The 18,085-nt window shown below is 68.5% G+C and carries 13 protein-coding genes; 3 read left to right on the forward strand and 10 right to left on the reverse strand.

The annotated features are described in order from the left end of the window. Positions 1-8: 8 nt before the first annotated feature. The 4 genes from DEJ49_RS19535 to DEJ49_RS19550 all read right to left on the reverse strand — a co-directional run bounded on the left by DEJ49_RS19535 (position 9) and on the right by DEJ49_RS19550 (position 1,839). Complete coding sequence (locus DEJ49_RS19535) at positions 9-323, reverse strand: hypothetical protein (protein ID WP_150185318.1); 315 nt, start codon at positions 321-323, stop codon at positions 9-11. 121 nt (positions 324-444) lie between these two features. Next, positions 445-705: a hypothetical protein gene (locus DEJ49_RS19540; RefSeq protein WP_150185319.1), complete on the reverse strand. Its 261-nt coding sequence runs from the start codon at positions 703-705 to the stop codon at positions 445-447. A gap of 92 nt (positions 706-797) precedes the next feature. Continuing rightward, positions 798-1,289, reverse strand: coding sequence for a hypothetical protein (locus DEJ49_RS19545; protein ID WP_150185320.1), 492 nt, complete (start codon positions 1,287-1,289; stop codon positions 798-800). Between the two features lie 100 nt (positions 1,290-1,389). Next, the gene (locus DEJ49_RS19550) at positions 1,390-1,839 is read right to left on the reverse strand and encodes a DoxX family membrane protein (protein WP_150185321.1); all 450 of its coding nucleotides are present in this window, start codon (positions 1,837-1,839) and stop codon (positions 1,390-1,392) included. Between the two features lie 165 nt (positions 1,840-2,004). Here DEJ49_RS19550 and DEJ49_RS19555 point away from each other — a divergent pair, with 165 nt between their 5' ends. Then, on the forward strand, positions 2,005-3,228 hold the full coding sequence (locus DEJ49_RS19555; RefSeq protein WP_150185322.1) for an amidohydrolase family protein: 1,224 nt from the start codon (positions 2,005-2,007) through the stop codon (positions 3,226-3,228). Between the two features lie 79 nt (positions 3,229-3,307). Further along, a complete protein-coding gene (locus tag DEJ49_RS19560) occupies positions 3,308-4,225 on the forward strand; it encodes an FkbM family methyltransferase (protein WP_150185323.1) in 918 nt (305 codons plus the stop codon). Positions 4,226-4,337: 112 nt separating this feature from the next. Here the strand turns inward: DEJ49_RS19560 and DEJ49_RS19565 are convergent, their stop codons facing one another. From DEJ49_RS19565 to DEJ49_RS19585, 5 genes are all read right to left on the reverse strand, one after another. Then, entirely contained in the window at positions 4,338-5,099 is a 762-nt protein-coding gene (locus tag DEJ49_RS19565; RefSeq protein ID WP_150185324.1) for a glycosyltransferase family 2 protein, read from the reverse strand. A 5-nt stretch (positions 5,100-5,104) separates the two neighbouring features. Next, positions 5,105-5,893 carry a GntR family transcriptional regulator gene (locus DEJ49_RS19570; protein ID WP_150185325.1) on the reverse strand — a complete coding sequence of 263 codons (789 nt, stop codon included), beginning with the start codon at positions 5,891-5,893 and terminating at the stop codon, positions 5,105-5,107. A 389-nt stretch (positions 5,894-6,282) separates the two neighbouring features. Beyond that, positions 6,283-10,524, reverse strand: coding sequence for a WD40 repeat domain-containing protein (locus DEJ49_RS19575; RefSeq protein ID WP_223832899.1), 4,242 nt, complete (start codon positions 10,522-10,524; stop codon positions 6,283-6,285). Between the two features lie 572 nt (positions 10,525-11,096). Continuing rightward, entirely contained in the window at positions 11,097-12,176 is a 1,080-nt protein-coding gene (locus tag DEJ49_RS19580; RefSeq protein WP_150185326.1) for a hypothetical protein, read from the reverse strand. A 29-nt stretch (positions 12,177-12,205) separates the two neighbouring features. Beyond that, positions 12,206-12,898 (reverse strand): hypothetical protein, encoded by a 693-nt coding sequence (locus tag DEJ49_RS19585; protein ID WP_150185327.1) that lies wholly within the window; start codon positions 12,896-12,898, stop codon positions 12,206-12,208. A gap of 142 nt (positions 12,899-13,040) precedes the next feature. Here DEJ49_RS19585 and DEJ49_RS19590 point away from each other — a divergent pair, with 142 nt between their 5' ends. Then, positions 13,041-14,066 (forward strand): hypothetical protein, encoded by a 1,026-nt coding sequence (locus DEJ49_RS19590; protein WP_223832900.1) that lies wholly within the window; start codon positions 13,041-13,043, stop codon positions 14,064-14,066. Positions 14,067-14,761: 695 nt separating this feature from the next. Here DEJ49_RS19590 and DEJ49_RS19595 read toward each other — a convergent pair. Next, positions 14,762-17,023, reverse strand: coding sequence for a restriction endonuclease (locus DEJ49_RS19595; RefSeq protein ID WP_223832901.1), 2,262 nt, complete (start codon positions 17,021-17,023; stop codon positions 14,762-14,764). Positions 17,024-18,085: the final 1,062 nt, after the last annotated feature.

The following is an 18,085-nucleotide window of genomic DNA, read 5'->3' on the forward strand; positions in this document are numbered from 1 at the left end:
GCCTGTGTCTAGACGGGGTGCTGGTCGCGGGCCAGTCGGGTGAGCGTGCGGACCAGGCCGTCCGGCGGGTGACGGTCGTCCGCGTGCACGATCAGCTCGCTCGGCAGGCCGAGGCCGCGCGCCCGGTGGACGACCGCGTCCGCGTTCGCGGAGGGGGCGCTCGCGTCGATGACCAGCGCGTCCGGCAGCAGCACCCTGGCCCGGGCGAGGGCCAGAGAGGTGTCATGGGTGTGGGAGAGGACGCACACCTCGGGGATGCTCTCGATCCGGGAGATCAGCTCCGTCGCCCGCTCCCGCCCGACCAGCACCAGGACGGTCAGCACGCTCCCATTTTCCTCCGGCCCGCCGCCCCTGTCCTGAGCGCGCACACGGAAAAGCACCGGCGCCGACGGTGTCGCGTCCGTCGGCGCCGGTGCTCCGCACACGGGTCTTTCGGCACAGGCCCTAGCTGTTGATGTTCCGCGAGCTGGTCCGCACGGACTTCATGCCGGTCTCGATCACCGTCAGGCCCGTCTTGCCCGCGTCCAGCATGTCCCGGCCCGTCTCGGCCGGGTCCATCAGGGTCTCGCCGACGACGTGGCCCACGCTGCGGCGCGCGTTCTCGCCGGGGATGGGGGCGGCCTGGGCGGGGGCGGCAGCGGCGACGGAGGCGGCGGCCGCCGCCGTCAGGGTCAGAGCGGTGAGCATGCGCTTCGAGGTGTTCATGGTCCTTCAAACGGCACAGAGCGCGGGAAGGTGCGCCCGACATCGTTAGTAACCCGGGCAATTCCACCGTCCGAGCGACGCGCGTACGCCCGTCAGAAGTGCATCATCGACATCAGCTCGGGGCTGCGCATACCGGTCGACATCTCGGGGAGCCGCTGCCCGGGCCGCATCCATCCCGCGCGCTCGGCGGCCGCGACGGCCGCCGACTCGGCCGCGTCGGCGGCGGCGTTCAGGGCCTCGTCCGCGCCGAGCCCCTCCCGCCCCGCCGCGGCCGCCGCGGCCTGCGACGCCCCGAGCGCGGCACGGCAGGCGGCGACGGCGAGGTCGCTGTCGCCGTCGTGCTGCTGTCCCATCTGCGCGGCCTGGGCCGCGGCCGCCGCCGCGTTGCGGGCGCAGCGCGAGTCCGCCGCCGGGTCTGGGGCGGACTCCGAGAGGACGGCGAGGGCCTGGAGGGACACGCGGGCCGCGTGCGCCGCCTTCCAGACGACGTGCTCCGGTGCCTCGTGCCGCTCGACGTGGTGACAGACCGAGGCGGCGCGGAGGGCCGCGCTCTTGGCACGTGCGGCGTGGCTGCGTTCCGTCATGGCCGTCTCCCTGTCCGCGGGCGGTTCGTGCGGGATGTGCGGCAGGGTGACAGGTCGGGCCGCAACTGGCCAGACGTATGCGAGTAGTTCGGCGGAACGGTCAGAGGAAGATCCCCAGCGCGTCGTCCAGCGACCACGTCTGCCAGCTCATCGCGAAGAAGGCGACGAACGAGGCGAGCGCCATCATCAGGTTCTGCCCCTGCTCGGCCCAGTCGTGGATCATCAGGACGAGGTAGACGAGGTTGAGGACGAACCCGCAGACCAGGGCCACCGGGGTGAGGAAGCCGACGATCAGGCCGAGCCCGAGGGCCAGTTCGGCGTAGGCGACGACGTACGCCATCACGCGCGGCCGCGGCTTCACCACCACGTTGAAGCCCTCGCGCACCGCGGACCACCGGTGTTTCTCGGCGATGCCCGCGGCCCATCCGATCCCACCGCCGCCGAACCACGTCTTCTTGTCCTTGTGGCGCCAGCTCTCCAGCCACCACAGGCCGATCCCGATCCGGAGTACGGCCACCCACTCGGCTCCGCCGAGCCAGATCGTCTGCATCGCGCATCCTCCCAAGCCAACCTGACGGGGCGTCAGTTCAGCGGATCGGGCCGCGACGCGCAAGGGGCCGAGTTGCGGGCGGACGCTTGCCGCCGAAGGGGCGAGCCCATAACCTCGATCCGACGCCAAATCTGATGGATCGTCAGATCAGTAGGGGGCACAACAGTGGTCAGCAGCGAGGACGGCACCAAGGAACTCCCCCGGGTCATCAGCGTGGACGACCACGTGATCGAGCCCGCGCACCTCTTCGAGACATGGCTCCCCGCCAAGTACCGCGACCGGGGTCCCAAGCCCTTCACCGCGGGCATCGGCGAGCTGGAGTACGTCGGTGGCAAGTACCGGTTCACGACCGACCCGGCGGGACAGATCACCGACTGGTGGGAGTACGAGGGCAGCATCTTCCCGTACAAGCGCATCATCGCCGCCGTCGGCTTCTCGCGCGACGAGATGACGCTGGACGGCATCACCCGCGAGCAGATGCGCAAAGGCTGCTGGGACCCCAAGGCCCGCCTCGCGGACATGGACATCAACCACGTCGAGGCCTCCCTCTGCTTCCCGACCTTCCCCCGCTTCTGCGGCCAGACGTTCTCCGAGGCCAAGGACAAGGAGGTCGGCCTCGCCTGCGTCCGCGCCTACAACGACTGGATGGTCGAGGAGTGGTGCGGCGACAGCGGCGGCCGGCTGATCCCGCTCTGCCTGATCCCGCTCTGGGACGTGGACCTCGCCGTCGCGGAGATCAGACGGAACGCCGCGCGCGGGGTGCGGGCCGTCACGTTCAGCGAGATCCCGACGTACCTGGGTCTGCCGTCGATCCACTCGGGGTACTGGGACCCCTTCTTCGCGGCCTGCGAGGAGACCGGGACCGTCGTGAACATGCACATCGGCTCGTCGTCGCAGATGCCGGCCGCCTCACCCGACGCGCCGCCCGCGGTCCAGGCCTCGCTCTCCTTCAACAACGCGATGGCGTCGATGATGGACTTCCTCTTCAGCGGCGTCCTGGTGAAGTTCCCGCGGCTCAAACTCGCCTACAGCGAGGGCCAGATGGGCTGGATCCCGTACGCCCTGGAGCGCGCCGACGACGTGTGGGAGGAGCACCGGGCGTGGGGCGGCGTGAAGGACCTGATCCCGGAGCCCCCGTCGACGTACTACTACCGGCAGATCTTCTGCTGCTTCTTCCGCGACAAGCACGGCATCGAGGCGATCGAGACCGTCGGCGTCGACAACGCCACCTTCGAGACGGACTACCCGCACGTCGACTCCACGTGGCCGCACACCAAGGAGGTCGCCGCCGAGCACGTGGGCCATCTCCCGGAGGAGATCGCGTACAAGCTGCTGCGCGGCAACGCGATCCGCATGCTGGACCTGCCGTTCGACCGGGCCGGGCGGTAGGGGGCGGGGGAGGGGCCGATACGGTTCATTCGACCGCGACAGCGACCGCCGCGGAGGCGCGCGACGGAGAGGCGATCGAATGAGCACCCCCCTTTCGGAGACGATGGTCACGCTCGGGCGGCGGTACGTGCGTGACGCCCCCGGCACCGTCGGCAAGGCGGCGCTGGCCGCCCGGTTCCTGAACCCGCGCCTCCGCGAGCACCCGCGCCGCCGCGTCGTCGCCGACCGGTACGGCAACCGGTTCGCCGTCGACACGCAGGACCTCATCCAGCGGTACGTGTACCTGTTCGGCGCCTGGGAGCCGCACATGACGCGGTGGCTGCGCGGGCGCCTCGGGCCCGGGGACGTCTTCGTCGACGTCGGCGCGAACGTGGGCTACTTCGCCGTCCTCGGGGCCGGGCTCGTGGGCCCGGAGGGGCGGGTCGTGGCGATCGAGGCGTCGCCCGCGTTCCACGAGCGGGTGCTGCTGCACGCCGACCTGAACGCGTGCTCCAACATCCGCGCGGTCAACGCGGCCGTCTCGGACGCGCACAAGCGGCTCACGTTCATCCTCGCCAGCTCGAACAACATGGGCGCGAACAGCATCGTCCCGTACGACGGACCCGCCGAGTCCACCTTCGAGTCGGACGCCGTGCCGCTGCCCGAGCTCCTGGAGCCCGACGAGCTCGCCCGCGCGCGCGTGATCAAGATCGACGTGGAGGGGGCGGAGGGCGGCGTCGTCCGCGGCCTCGCTCCCGCGCTGGGCAGCCTCCGCGAGGACGTGGAGATCGCCGTGGAGGTGACGCCGGACCGCATGGAGCAGCTCGGCGACTCGGTGGACGAGCTGATGAAGACGATGCGCGAGGCGGGCTTCCACGCGTACCGGCTGATCAACGAGTACGCGCCCGACACCTACCCGGCCGCGATCCGCCGCCCCGCGCCCCCGGTGCGGTGGCGCGAGCCGATCACGGGGGAGACGGAGTTGGTGTTCTCCAGGGTGGACGCGGAGACGCTCTGAGGCTTTTCTGCGCCCACTCTGCGGCGCGGGGTGAACGGGTGGGTGGGTGTGATCCGCCGCGAAGCGGCGGGATAGGACCGCCCCCCACCCGCCGGGAGCGTGACGCGTGACGTCAGCCACCCGACGACGGGTAGCCCCACCCCAACGCGCAGAGCGATCGCGCCCGATCCGCCACCACCGCCATGCGCGCGTCCCGCTCCGCCGGGTCGGTGTGGGCGCTCTGGCCCGTCACCTGGCCCTCCCACTTGCGGTAGAGCAGCCCCACCTCGGACGAGAACCAGCCGCGCGCGACGGAGTTGAGCGCGAGCAGCAGCCCCGTGTCCTCCGATGCGGGCAGCGCCATCCAGCCGCCCAGGGCGACGAGCAGGTCGCGGCGGACGAAGAGCGTCGCGGGGTGGACCGGCGCGCGGTAGTCGTGCCCGGACCAGTAGTCGATGACCGTCATGCGCTCGACGGGCCCGTGTGCGGGGTCGCCGGGGAAACCGACCGTGGAGCCGTCGGGCAGCAGGTCGAGCACCCGTGACGTGGCCCAGCCGATCGCGGGGTCCCCTTCGAGCGCCGCGAGGTCGCGGGCCAGCGCGCCGGGGGCGAGCTGGTCGTCGGCGTCCAGGACCTTCACGTACTCCCCGTCGGCGTGCGCGAGCGCCATCGTGCGCGCGACGCCGGGCCCGCCGGGCCGCCCCTGCCGGAACGTGACGCGCTCGTCGTCCGGGACGTGCGGCGCGACCTGGTCGGTCCTGCCGTCCTCCTGGATCAGCCAGTGCCACTCCCACCCGTCGGGCAGCTCCTGCGCGAGCAGCGACGCGTAGGCGTCGGCCAGGAACGGGGCCGACGGCGCGTGGACGGCGGTGACGATGATGATGCGCCGGCGCACGGCACTCACCACCTTTCCAGGGGAGTGGTGAAGACGGCTTCCGTGCGGTCGCCGGGCAGGGTGACGTCGGCGACCTCGACGACGCGGCCCTCCGTGTCGTACGACGTCTTGCGGAGCAGCAGCACGGACGTGCCGGGCGGCAGCTCCAGCTCCGCGGCCTCCTCCGGCGTGGGCGGCCGGGCGGTGATCCGCTCCTCGACGCGGTCCAGCTCGATGCCGACGGTGGACAGCTGGTTCTGCGTGCCGCCGGGCCACGGCTCCTTGGTGTCGTCCAGGAGGTCCGGGTTCCCGGCGACCAGGTCGCGCACCAGGTAGGAGGTGGCCAGGTTGAAGGGCGCGTCCTCGGCGGCGTACCGCGTCCGGTAGGAGCGCTCGATCAGGGGTGTCCCCTCCGGGACGGCGAAGGCGGACGCGAGCTGCGCGTCCGCGCGGACCTCGCGGTACGCCGCGTGGAAGACGAGGTCCTGGAGTTCGAGTGCGGTGTCGTGCTCGGTGGCGCCGGTGCGCGCCCTGCGCTCTTCCGGCTGGTGCACGCGGTTCTTCTCCCACTGGTGGCGGGAGTTGTCGCGGACGACGCAGGCGCGCGGCCTGCGGACGAAGTTGCCGCGCCCGTGCTCCTTCTCGATGAGTCCTTCCTCCCGCAGGAGGCGGAGCGCGTCGCGGAGCGTCGGGACGCTGCGCCGGTACTGCTCGGCGAGCTTCGTCTCGGCGGGCAGTCGCTCGCCGGGCCGCAGCAGGCCCGTGCGGATGGAGCGGCGGATGTCGTCCGCTATCTGCTCGTATGCCTTCGGCACCGCGCTCACCATCCGTCGTCGGGGACCGGTCCGTCGGGACCGGCCCACACCCTACGACTCCTCAAGAGGAGTTGATGACCGCGGCAGGCGACCACGAGCGGAAAGTTTCCCTACGAAACGATCTCTTGCCTAAAAGGTAAAAGCGTCGGCGCAAATGGAAGGGCCCGATCGCTGGCGACGGGGGATGCACCAGCGATCGGGCTCTGTTCCAACAGTAACAAGGTCGAATGCATAGTGGGAGTCAACTCCGCTAATAAAGTATGGAGTTGTGATCGGGATCACGTACGCCGCCGAGTGGTCCAGAAGGCGGACGGCGTGCCCGAACGGGCAGGCTTCTGGCCGAAAAGGCCCGTGTGACGCCCGTCTGTTACTCGTCGCACGGCGCCCCGTTACTCGTCGCACGGCGGTTCGTACGAGAGCCGGGGCAGATACTCATCCCATTTCTCCCGCGTGAGAACACCCCGGGTGGTCGAGCAAATACGCTTAACCGCTTCGTCGGTGTCCAAGTTCCACAACCGGACGGTATCCGTGCCGCTCGCGACCCCCAGCATGCCGCTCTGCGGGCTGAACGACAGGAAGCTGCCCATCTTGGTGTTGGGGCTCATCGACTGGCCGATGGGGGACGTGTCCGTGGGGTCGGCGACGTTCCAGAGCCGCACCGTGTTGTCGTTGCCGCCCGTCGCCAGGGTGTGGCCGTCCTTGCTGAACGTCAGCGACACGACCGCGTCGGTGTGGCCCGCGAGTGAGGCGTCGAGCCGGACCGGTTCGCGCGGGTCGGCGATGTCCCAAAGCCGCACCGTGCCGTCGTCGCTGCCGCTCGCGAGCGTGCGCCCGTCCGGGCTGTAGACGACGGTGTTGACGGGACCCTGATGACCCCGTAGGGGCGCCTGGAAGGGTGCGGCCCGCCGCGGATCGGTCACGTTCCACAGCCGTACGGTGCCGTCCGCGCTGCCGCTGACCAGCGTGCGCCCGTCCTTCCCGAACGTGAGGGAGTTGACGTACCCCTGATGTCCGGTGAGCGGCTCGCCGAGCCTGTGCGGGCTGGTGGGCGAGGTGACGTCCCAGAGCTGGATGGTGCGGTCGGTGTAGGGGGTCGCGAGGGTGCGGCCGTCCCTGCTGAAGGCGAGCGCGGCCGCGAACCGGGTGCGCAGCCGGACGGGCGGCCCGTAGGGGACGGGGTGCTTCGGGTCGGCGACGTTCCACAGCTGCACCGCGCGGTTGCCCGTGAGCACGGCGAGCGTACGGCCGTCCGGCGAGAACACCGGCGCCCGGACGTTGCCCTCCCCGGGCCGGAACGGCTTGCCGAGCGGAGTGGGCCGTTCGGGCCGCTCCACGTTCCACAGCCGCACCTTCTCGTCCCGAGAGGCTGTCGCCAGCACCTTCCCGTCGGGCCGGAACGCCCCTATCCGGCCGAGCATGTCCCCCGTGGAGACCGACCAGAGACGGACCTTGTTGTCGCCGCTCCCGGTGGCGAGGAACCGTCCGTCGGGGCTGAACCCCAGGGCGTACATCTCCCCGCTGCTGCCCGACAGCGACTCACCGACCTGCGAAGGATGCGACGGGTCGCGGACGTTCCACAGGCTCGCCGTGCTGTCCGCGCTCGCGGCGGCGAGCATGGTGCCCGCCGGGTTGAACGCGACCGACCAGAGCGGGCCGGTGTGCCCGGTGAGCGGCGTCCCGAGCGCTCTGCCGTGCTCCGGGTCGGAGACGTCCCAGAGCCGGATCGTGTTGTCGGCGCCCCCGCTCGCGAGGGTGGCGTCGTCGGGGCTGAAGGCCACGGAGTGCACGGTGGTCGAATGCCCGCGCAGCACCCTGCCGACGGGCTCGGGCCGCTCCGGATCGTCCGTGCTCCACAGCCGGATCGTGCCGTCGTCCCCGCCGGCCGCGAGGGTCCTCCCGTCATGGCTGAACGCCACCGAACGCACGGCCTGGGTGTGCCCGGTCAGCGTGGCGATCCGCTTCGGCTCGCGCGGCTCGTCCACGTCCCACAGGCGGACGGCCTTGTCCTCGTTGGCGGCGGCGAGCGTCTTCCCGTCCGGACTGAAGGCGAGCAGGTAGATGGCCCCGCCCTGCCCGGTCACGGGACTGCCGAGGAGCCGCGGATGCCGCGGGTCCCGTACGTTCCACAGCCGGATCGTGCCGTCGTCCGACGCGCTGGCCAGGGTGTTGCCGTCCGGGCTGAAGACCGCGGTGCTCACCCAGCTCTTGTGCCCGGTCAGGGGCTTGCCCAGCGGTTCGGGGCGCGTCGGGTCGGAGAGGTCCCACAGGCGTACGGTCCGGTCGTAACTGGCCGTCGCGAGGAGCCGCCCGTTCGGGCTGAACGAGGTGAGGTAGACGGCGCCCTTGTGGCCGAGGAGCGGGGTGGCGAGCGGCGCGTTCACGATCGAGATCAGCCGGTTTTTGGTGCCCTCGTCGCCGGGCCGCAGCCGGTGCGCCACCAGGTCGAGCTGGGCGGACAGGGACGGGTCGGTGTGCTGGGCGCGGTCGGCCTCGGCGACCACCTGCTCGAAGACCGCGTCGTCCCGCTGCTGCCGGGCGACGACCGCGGACACGACGGCGACCATCGCGAGGACGACCAGGGTCGCCACCGCGCCCCGGCTGATCCACACCATGCGCCTGCGCAGCCGCGCGGAGGCGGCCAGGAACTCCATGGCGCCCTTGGTCAGATACGTGTCCCCGGCAGTCCGGGCCCATTCACGGGCCTGCTCGAGCCGAGACCCCCGATAGAGGAGCGACGAGTCCCGATCGGAGTCCTCCCAGGACTTGCCGTCCTCTTCGAGACGCTGCCGCAGCAGGTGGTCGTTCCTGTCCTCGTCGATCCAGTCGCGCAGGCGCGGCCAGGCGTGCAGCAGCGCCTCGTGGGTGATCTCCACGGTCTCCGCGTCGAGGGTCACGAGCCGGGCGCGGACCAGCGCCTCGAGGGACTCCTCCGTCTTGTGCGGATCGGTCGACTCCTCCGCCAACTGCCGACGCGTACCCCTTCGCCGGGTGGCCTGGGTGTCCTCGCCGAGCCGCACGAGCCGCAGCAGGAGCAGCCGCGCCGCCGTCCGCGCCGCCGGGTCGAGCCCGGACCAGGCACGCTCGGCGGTCGCCGCGACGGCACCCTGGATACCGCCCGCCGCCCGGTACCCGGCCAGCGTCAGCCGCCCCGTCTTCCGCCGCTGCCAGGTGGCGAGCAGCGCGTGCGACAACAACGGCAGCACACCCGCGTCGTGCGCCCCGCGGGGCCCGTCCGTGCTCACCTCCCGCACGATCAGCTCGGCGAGCCCCGGCTCCAGTTCGAGCCCCACGGCCTTGGCGGGCCCGGTGACCGCCTTGCGCAGCTCCGACGTCGTCAGCGGCCCGAGCACCATGTGCCGGTGCTGCAGCGCGTCGGCCAGCTCGGGATAGCTGAGGCACTCCTCGTAGAAATCGGCCCGTATCCCGAGGACGACGAGGGCCGGAGCGTGAGCCTCGCCCACACCGGGCGAACAGGCGGCATGCAGAACCCGGATGAAGGCCCGCCGGTCGGCTTCGTCCGGGCAGAGGGTGAAGGTCTCCTCGAACTGATCGACGATGATGACGGGCCGACGGACCGGCCGGCCACGGTCTACGGACCCTGGCGCCTCGGTCTCGGCGTGTACGGCATGTACGGCACGGACGGCGTCTACGCCCTCCTGAGCCCCCTGAGCCCCCTGAGCCCCCTGAGCCTTCTCGGCCCTCCCGGCCTCCTCGGCGACGGAGCGCTCCCCCGCTCCCGCACCGGCCTCCCGCTCGCCCCAAGCGGTGATGGCTTCCCGCACGCTCTGTGCACACGCACGAGCACGGTCGTCGATCGCGACCCCCGGCTCGTCCACCCCGGCGCCCGGCGCGTCCTCCGCGGCGGGCAGGACGCGGGCGAGCTCGGGGATGTTCCGGGTGAGCTCGGTGAGGGGATCGGCACCGGGCACGAGCTGAAGAACGGGCCCGGCGACCCACGCGTTGCCCGCTTCCTGGGCCAGCGAGGCACCCCCCTGAAGGGTCGGCACGAGACCGGCGTTGAGAAGGGAGGACTTCCCGGCGCCCGACGCGCCCACGAGCATGACGAGCCCGCCCGACGAGGCGGCGCGGAGCTGGGCGACGAGAGCGTCGGTGCTCCGCTCGCGCCCGAAGAACCACTGGGCGTCCTGAGACCGATAGGAGGCGAGCCCACGGTAAGGACAGACACCAGGAACCCCACCCGCACCAGGACTGCCCCCCTCCCCGCTCCCTGACGCCTCCCCCCTGTCCGGGGTTCCGTCGGGACCGGCGACTCCCGCTGCCCGCTCGCCGACGGGGTCGGCGACGGCGAGCTCCCAGAGGCGGTGCCACTGGGCCATGTCGTAGAGACCGGGGGAGACGGGTGCGGGCCGCTCGCGGCGCGCTTCGGGGATCAGGACGTGCAGGACCGCGGCGAGGGCGGCGAACTGGGCCGGTACGTTCTTGGCCCTCCGCCAGTCGCTGATCCGCTGGGCGGACACGCGTACGGGTCGCCCGCGCTCGTCGACCCGCTGGAGGCGGACGACCGCTTCGGCCACGCGCTTGAGGGGCGGGTTGCCGGCTTCCTTGTACAGCAGCGCGAGACGTTCCGCGAAGCTCGTGCGTGCCCCTGAGTCGGAACTCAAGGCCTCCACCCCTTACTTCCGCCGCACTTGGTCATCCGGACCGGAAAACTCACTTTATACGGCTGACCTGCGGCGAAGGAGTCCGGACGGATCCGGTGCCTCCTCTGCGGGACCCGCAACTGGCAGGATCTCATCGCAGTAGCGAACCAACCACGCAGCGTCCTGGCAGGTCATCGGCCCACTGCTCGCGAAGGCGGCTGACACCACCGATCGTTCTGAGCCTGGCTTGTGCCGGAGTGACGACGGGGTCGCCGGGTGGGCTCCGAAGACTTGTGCAGACGGCCATAACCGGACCGCATTCACATCGAACGCGGATCCGGACTTTCCCTGATCCGCGCCGATACGCGGGAGCACCACGGTCGGCGCCGTCCGCGTCGATCGGTGCCGGTCCCCACGAGGGGAGGGACCGGCACCGATACGACGCGGAGTACGAGCTCTACTTGCCGACGTCCTCGGCGTCCTCGATGGTCCTCGGCGAGCGAGTGACCCACGAGCCCGTTGGCGCGCCCGTGCCCGCGCCCGCGCCCAAGGAGTACGCGTCCCTGAGCCACGCCACGAGCAGCCCACGCCTGAGCCGCCGCTCACCGATTGACGGCCTGAACCTCCTGCACGGCGACATTCCGAACACCCTCGAACACCCCATCGGGCAGCCGCCCGGCCGAGCCACCCGTCCCCTCCCAAGAGATCCCCCATGTGACCGATGCCGTCAGCGGATACGGCTCGCTGCCCGTGGCCCGCAGATACCGAACCCCGCAAGGCGGGTCCTCCCCGGCAGCACCCCTCCTATAAGGGGCACCGATGGAGCCGTCCTCGTTGACGGGACAGTCACCACCGGCGGGAAAGGTCACCGCGTCGCCGGTGCCGGGCTCCAGGTGCAGCGCCACGGGTTTGGCGGTGGTCACGGCGTAGAGGCCCGTGCCGGGCAACTCGGCACGAACGGTCACGTCGTCGAAGGTCGCTTCGTCCAGCCACACCCAGGTGGGCAGATTCACCGTCGACCCGCCCGTGGGCTTCAACTCGATCTCGGTGTCCGGCACCTTGATCTTGTCGTACGCGAAGGCGGCGAGGGTCTCGGGAGTAGGAGCGTTCGCATCCTCGGGGAGGGTGCCGGCGTCCTGCCAGAACATGACGCGACCGCAGTCCCACGCGCGGGAGTCCTGGTACATGCCGTCGCGGACGGTACTCCGCCAGAACATGCCCTTCTTGCCGAGGTTGTAGTTCTTGTACCCCTGGCCGCTGCCACCGCCTCCCGGTAGCCGCGACCCAAGGCCGACCCCCGTGACCCCGCCCTTCTCATAGTGATCGACCCACAGCCTGTTGCTCCACCACACATGAGCACTGACGAGCCCGCCCTCACCGGTGGCGACGGCGTCCTTAAGCTGCCGCGGCGAGAACACCGGCTCGTACCAGCAGACCGGAGGCTCCCAGTCGGGGTCGACGGATGTGAGCGCGGACACGGAAGCGCCGGCCGCCTGGCCCCCGGGATAACTGACTCGAATCCTCGACCGAGCCACGGACGCCACGAGCTCCTTGCCCACGACACCGCCCCGCACGGACTTGCGCGTCCCGTCGCCGCTTCCCGGCGACTCCTTCCCGCCGTCGCCAATGGCAAGCGCTGCTGAGGGGAGCAAGAAAGCAGCAGCGGCGGCGAGCAGTACCAAGGTCTCCCCGACCGGGTGCCGACGTCGCCTCACCGGTCGCAGCCTCCCTCGTCCGTCTCCACGGACGAGGTCTGCCAGACACCGCGAGCGTTTCTGTCCAGCCGTGTCCGGTACTGGACCTTCGGATCCTCTCCCGTGGGCGTCCCCGAGACCTTGCCCGTCTTCAGATTCCGCGTATATCCCTTGGCTTCATCAACGCAGTAGAAGAGGACGCCGAACCCCTCGTTGCTCACGTGCACGTCGGGCGCGAAGACGCGGACGCTCCCTTTCAGAGTGAGGTCCTTGTACGTCTTCACCCAGTCGGATCCGGACTTGCGAGCCGTACTGGTGCTGTAGAACCGCAACGCGCTGTACTGCGGATCGCCCGCCAGGATGGCGGCGTACCCGGCCCGCAACCGGCCCTTCCCGTCCTCCAGGATGGCCTGCAGCTCCGGATCGCTGTTCCTCCATCCTTCGAAGTCCGCTCGAAACGACTTGGGCAACTCGACCTCCGGCCGGCCACCCCCGCCCACCGAAGCGGACGGAGACGACGAAGCCGAGTTCTCACTCCCCACATCAGCACCGGCGATCTCATCGTCGCCCGGGCCACCACCCGAACCACCACACGCGGTCAGCAACAGAACAGAGGACGCGGCGAGCGCGGCCGTGACGAACCAGGTCGAGCGAGTCACTGGTGTCTCCGATGAGGTGGGGATCAACTCGATCGGAGCAACGCGGTCCACGACCGTCCGGTCACGGCGTATGGGAGACCGGTCGCAACTCCGTTTGTTGCAGCGTCTGATGGGCCCGACCTCGTGGTGCTGTTGACCCACACCGCTGAAGGGGATGACAAAATGACAAGACGGACTTGAAGGGGGCAACAACGTGCCGCTCGTAGCGATCCAACCGTCATACGGAAACCCTGTAGCGCGGCTTCATTGGCGGGACACGCTCGACCAGGAGATCCGCTTCTCCTCGGACAAATACGCTGCCGCACTCTCCGAGGAGCAGAGGGCGGCGTTGCAGAGGCTTCACCCGTCAGGCTCTGCCCGCTTCTGGGGAGCGACCTCGGTTCAGGACAAGAACATGGATCGACTCCGTACTGGCGACGTCGTTCTATTCACAGGAAGGAATCTTGTCCGAGGCATCGGGGAAGTCGGGGTCACGTTCAGGAACTCCGACTTCGCCGACGCGATGTGGACGCCTGATCCGGACAAGGGAAGCTGGCGCAACGTCTACAGCCTGCTCTCTTTTCGGCACACTGAAATTCCCTACTCGGAGATATGGGAGTTGCCAAGCTTCAACGTGGGCGACAACTTCATGGGCCTGCGAGTACTCGCGGGCAGCAAGGCGGATGAGGTCTTGCAAGGGTTGGGGATCACGACGGTCACCGAAAATCGCCGCAAGCTTGCCCGGGATGCCGAAGTGGCGAGCGCCATCGCCCAGGGAACTCTGGTCGTCCCCGTTGAGGCAGTACATGCTTCGACAGCCGTGTACCGGCGAGACGAGCGCGAAATACAGGTGCTACGCGCCGAAGCGCTACTGGTGAGAGAGTACAAGGCCACTCTGGCTGGAGCGGAGGTTACGCGGTTGCGTACGCCTTCCGGTGTCACGGACCTTCACGTGACCGGTCCCGATGGAACAGAGATCATCGAGGCGAAAAGCAGCGGTGACCACAACTATGTGCGCGCTGCTTTGGCCCAGCTTCTGGACTACGCGCCTCATAGTCCTTCTCCGGCAGACAGACTGAGTGCTCTCTTCCCGACCTGCCCTGCTGCAAAGAGCGTCTCTCTGCTGCACCGCTACGGAATAGACTGCATATATCGCACGATGCCTAACGTATTTGAGCGAATATCGGCACCCGTCGAGGCGCGTATGTACGTGCGCAAGGTATGGGCGGATGGTGAATGAGCAGCCAGTCACCATGGGAGCGCCTGCCTCTAGTGAGGGAAAGCTCTGATGGGGCTCATCACGGCCCGTCCGTTCTTCTCCCGTGCTGGGGGCAATCTGATCGGCCCACACCACGCGTTCTTCTGCCTCGGTGATGGCCGCGGCATCGGACTCCTGAGGGCGTGAGACGCGGCGCTGGTTTTCAACAGATGTGCGTAATCACCACGGCGTCGGCGGTTGCCCCCATGGCTCGAAGCAGGCACCGCCGCACCACGGCTTGCCGCGTGGCGAGCAGGCACGGAGCGAGAAGCGTTCGGTGCATGCGCACGTCAGGTCGCCTGAAAGGGGCAGCCCGGAATCATTTCCCGGACCTTTCCCGGGGACCCTATGCACCAGGTCAGGCCCGGCACTGATCTCTCAGTACTGGGCCTGACCTGGTGTTTCTCTGTCGGGGTGGCGGGATTTGCACCCACGACCTCTTCCCGAATGAGGTCCGGGCGAGATCGCCACCGGACAGTATGCTGTTTTGCCTGGTCAGGACGTTGGTGCGCGATGGTCTCGGATGGTCTGAGAGGGGCTTGGGGAGTGGGTTGGCTCCCAGATGGCTCCCAGGGGAGGGCCCCCCATTACAGCTGATTCCCCGCCCAGAACGTTGCGAGGCCGAGCAGACTCGCGTTCGGCCCGCGTCGACCGGTTCTGCGCCGCCCTTGAAGCGGTCAGCACCTTTCGTTAAGCCTCCGCATCAGCTCGGTGACCAGAGAGTGCTTGTGCGCGGTGTCGGTACGCTCGCTTTGCTGGGCCTGGTGCTTCTGGAGCCGCACTCTCCGATCCGCCTGTTGGGCGGCGGCTACGCGCTCAACTCTGCCGTAGACGATGGCGAACTCCTCAGGCAGCCTGTCCTCGGCTCCTTGCGCCAAGAGGAAGCCCACCAACTCCTCCAATGGTTCCAGTTCTGTGTTATGCGGTTCGCGCTCCGGTTCCGCGGCGACTTGGCACAGTTGCTGAAGAGCGCACTGGACCAGCTTCTCGGTCACCGGTTCACGGGACGCGCCGGGCTTCCGGCGTAGCCAGTCGTACATCGCCATGGCTCGATCCCAGTCACCAGCCTCGACGCTTTCCAGTAGCTCCCAGTGCATGGTCTCGACCAGCTCCTCCCAGAACCCCTCGGCGAACTTCTCCGGGACCAACGGGCTGGCGCTGAGAGAGTCAGCCAGGCTCTCCAGGTGGGCGAAGTGCTCATATGAGGTGAACGGGGAGGGTGCCTCCTCCATCACGTACGCGGCCAGCATCGCGGAGTTCAACAAGTTGGCCGTTTCCAGTACCCACTGCAGATGGGTCGACGTGCTGTCGTCCTCGTCCGACGGCCCGGTCCAGACGTAGGCCCCCATCGCCTGGACGAGGGGGACCACAACCGACTCGTGCTCCTGCAGCCGTGCCAAAATGCCTGCTCCATCGGCCATCCGCGCCGCCTCGACGAGCCGGTGTACCTGGACCGCTGGATTGGGGCTAAGCGCCTTGAGTAGTTCTGCGAAGTGGGCGCGACCGGCGTCGAGGTGGAACCGTACGTAGTCTTCAATCGACGGATTGTGGAACGTCACCTGCCCACGCTCTACCGAGACCATCGTGCCGTCCAACACCTGGATAGCCCTGCGGAAGGTCCGGCCGTCTGCCGCCTGGCCCATCTCCCTGCGATACCGGCGCCAGGACCTCTCCAGATCTGCGAGGTCGGCGGATTGCCAGGTGAACAGCAGCTCGAGCAGGTGGATAGCCTCGTCCGTCAGCTCGCTCTCCACGATGCGTTCCCAGACACGCCGCGGGTCGTCCAAGTTCTCCAGCATTGCTGCGGCGATGTCATCCCCCTGGCGACTGGACAGCCTCAGTGTTTCCTCGACCAGACGCGGATTGAAGTTCTTGTGCCGGACCACCGGCCACCAAAGTTCCGGATCGGCGAACCGCCGCTTGTCGTACGTCGGGAGAGGAGATCCATGGACGTGGTTGTAGAGGATCTGGCCCCGAACAACGAGATCCAGGTCCGTCAGCTGGATCACGCTAACCGCGTCCGACACCTCTGGTGCCGCCAGTCGGTCGTGACGAAGACGTGCGTGCTCCAGTAGGTAGTCGCGGGTCGTCATCACAAGCGCCTTCCCGGGCGTCTCCTGGATCTCGCGGATCACTGAAAGCAGCCGGTTGTCCTCGTTCTTGGTCAACGGGGCGTCCAGGGCCGTTCGCCCTAGGAAGTCGTCGTAGAGGAATGCCTGCCGAGCGTCGTCACGCCACAGGGTCCCGATCTCGTCGATGTCCTGGGAAATCTCGTGCACCTCATAGCCGTTGCCCATCAGCCAGGCCGCGAGCATCAGCGCCGCTGTTGTCTTGCCTACCCCGGGAATGCCGGCGATGACACAGACCCGCTGGGAGTCCAAGAGCTTCCTAGCTCGTTCAAAGGCCTCATGCGGGACGAAGGTGCTGGCGACTCGTCGTAGTCGCTTCTGCAGCCAGGACGAGCGCAGGTACTGGTCCTGATTGAGCACGGTCTGAAGGACGGTCGTGCTGCTCAGCCAGAGCCGAAAGTGTCGTCGGACCAGGTCCGGGCGGCGCAGCAGCTCGGCGACGATTTCGTCCATGCCGTACAGGTCGCCAGTGCCGCGCACGTAGGGGGCAAAGGCGGCCCGGAGCTCTTCCTTGCCGTCGACGGTCAGGCCGACCGTCGTGGCGATGATGTAGCGGTCGGGTGCCAGCGCATGGACCTTGGGCCATTCATCCTTGATCAGGCGTCCGATCAGCGTCCTCTGGCGGGCGCGCGGCCAGTGCTTGCACTGAACGACGGTCGTCCCGGCGGGTCCAGTGTGCCGCAGGTCGATGCCACGGTCTCGGCCGCGGGGGAAGATCTCCAGCGGCACACCGAGGACATCGCTGAACAGGTCACGGCAGACCGCCTCGAAGTCGTGGTCAGTCAACCGCCCCAACTCGAAAGAATCCATGTCGTATCGCCCCCATGAATGTCGCTTCCTGCCTTCATTCTCTCCACAGCGGTCAGGGGACTCGGCGCGGGGAGGGCCTTGACCGGGATTTTAGCCGAGCCTGCAAAGAGAATGAACGCCTGAAAAATTGCGGTCCATCCTATCGGTGGGGCCTGTTGCTCAAGTTTTCGTTGTCGGAGTACGGCTGGGTGCCGACGGTAGATCGCTCACGGCAGACGCGGATGAGTGGATATAGCGTCGAACGCCATGGCAACCTAAAAAGGTCGGCGAAGAGCCTGGGCATCTTCAATGTGAGGCGTCGCGCGGGACCATTCCTCGCCCCAGGCATCGTCGGCGTATAAGGGGTCTCGTCGGAAGCCGAGCGGGCCGAAGCAGACCAAGCGCACGGGAGTTCAGTCGATGAGACCAGATGACCCAATTTCCCACAGGTTTCATGCCTCGCTGCCATCAAGGCTTGCTGAGCGACCTCGTGATCAGCGAGGTTACCCAATCACATATGTCACAGTGATCCGCCCTGACGGGCGCCCAGATTTCACTGAGGTTGACGGCGCCAGACGGCTGGAGTGCATCCGTGACGAGCTCTGCGGCTTGTGTGGTGAACCACTCGGGTATTGGCGAGCGGTGATCGGCGGTCCGGTGGTCATGAGGAGCCGCTTGACGCTCGTTCCTCCTATGCATGTTGAATGTGCGACCTTCGCCGCTACTGACCCGGTAGGCGGATGTCCGTTTCTGCTGCATATGGGTTTCGCTCGATATGCAAAATCAACCAATGCAGACCAGGTGACGCGCCCCAGTCGCATGTTTCTCGCCAAGACTCGGTCTCACGAGTTGAAGCGAGACGGTGCTGACGTGCTAGCTCATTGCGCGCCATTCAAAGAGGTGTGGGAGATTCGAGCTGGAAGCCTGGTCAAGCTTCGGGATGCGGCGTCCTGGCCCTAACCTGGCAACTCGGGCCAGCGGATGGAAGCCATCCAGTCGTCCTACTGGCGCTGTCGCGGCCGTTGAGGAATTACGGGCGCGGCCAGGCTGGGACTGCTCTGTGGTGCCGCCTCCGGCATCTCG

Origin of the sequence: Streptomyces venezuelae (assembly GCF_008642335.1) — a bacterium.
Taxonomy (GTDB): domain Bacteria; phylum Actinomycetota; class Actinomycetes; order Streptomycetales; family Streptomycetaceae; genus Streptomyces; species Streptomyces venezuelae_F.

Coding starts and splice junctions, on each gene's coding strand:
- DEJ49_RS19550 (WP_150185321.1), bottom strand. CDS start 1,839: ATGCAGACGATCTGGCTCGGCGGAGCCGAGTGGGTGGCCGTACTCCGG.
- DEJ49_RS19540 (WP_150185319.1), bottom strand. CDS start 705: ATGAACACCTCGAAGCGCATGCTCACCGCTCTGACCCTGACGGCGGCG.
- DEJ49_RS19560 (WP_150185323.1), top strand. CDS start 3,308: ATGAGCACCCCCCTTTCGGAGACGATGGTCACGCTCGGGCGGCGGTAC.
- DEJ49_RS19545 (WP_150185320.1), bottom strand. CDS start 1,289: ATGACGGAACGCAGCCACGCCGCACGTGCCAAGAGCGCGGCCCTCCGC.
- DEJ49_RS19595 (WP_223832901.1), bottom strand. CDS start 17,023: ATGGATTCTTTCGAGTTGGGGCGGTTGACTGACCACGACTTCGAGGCG.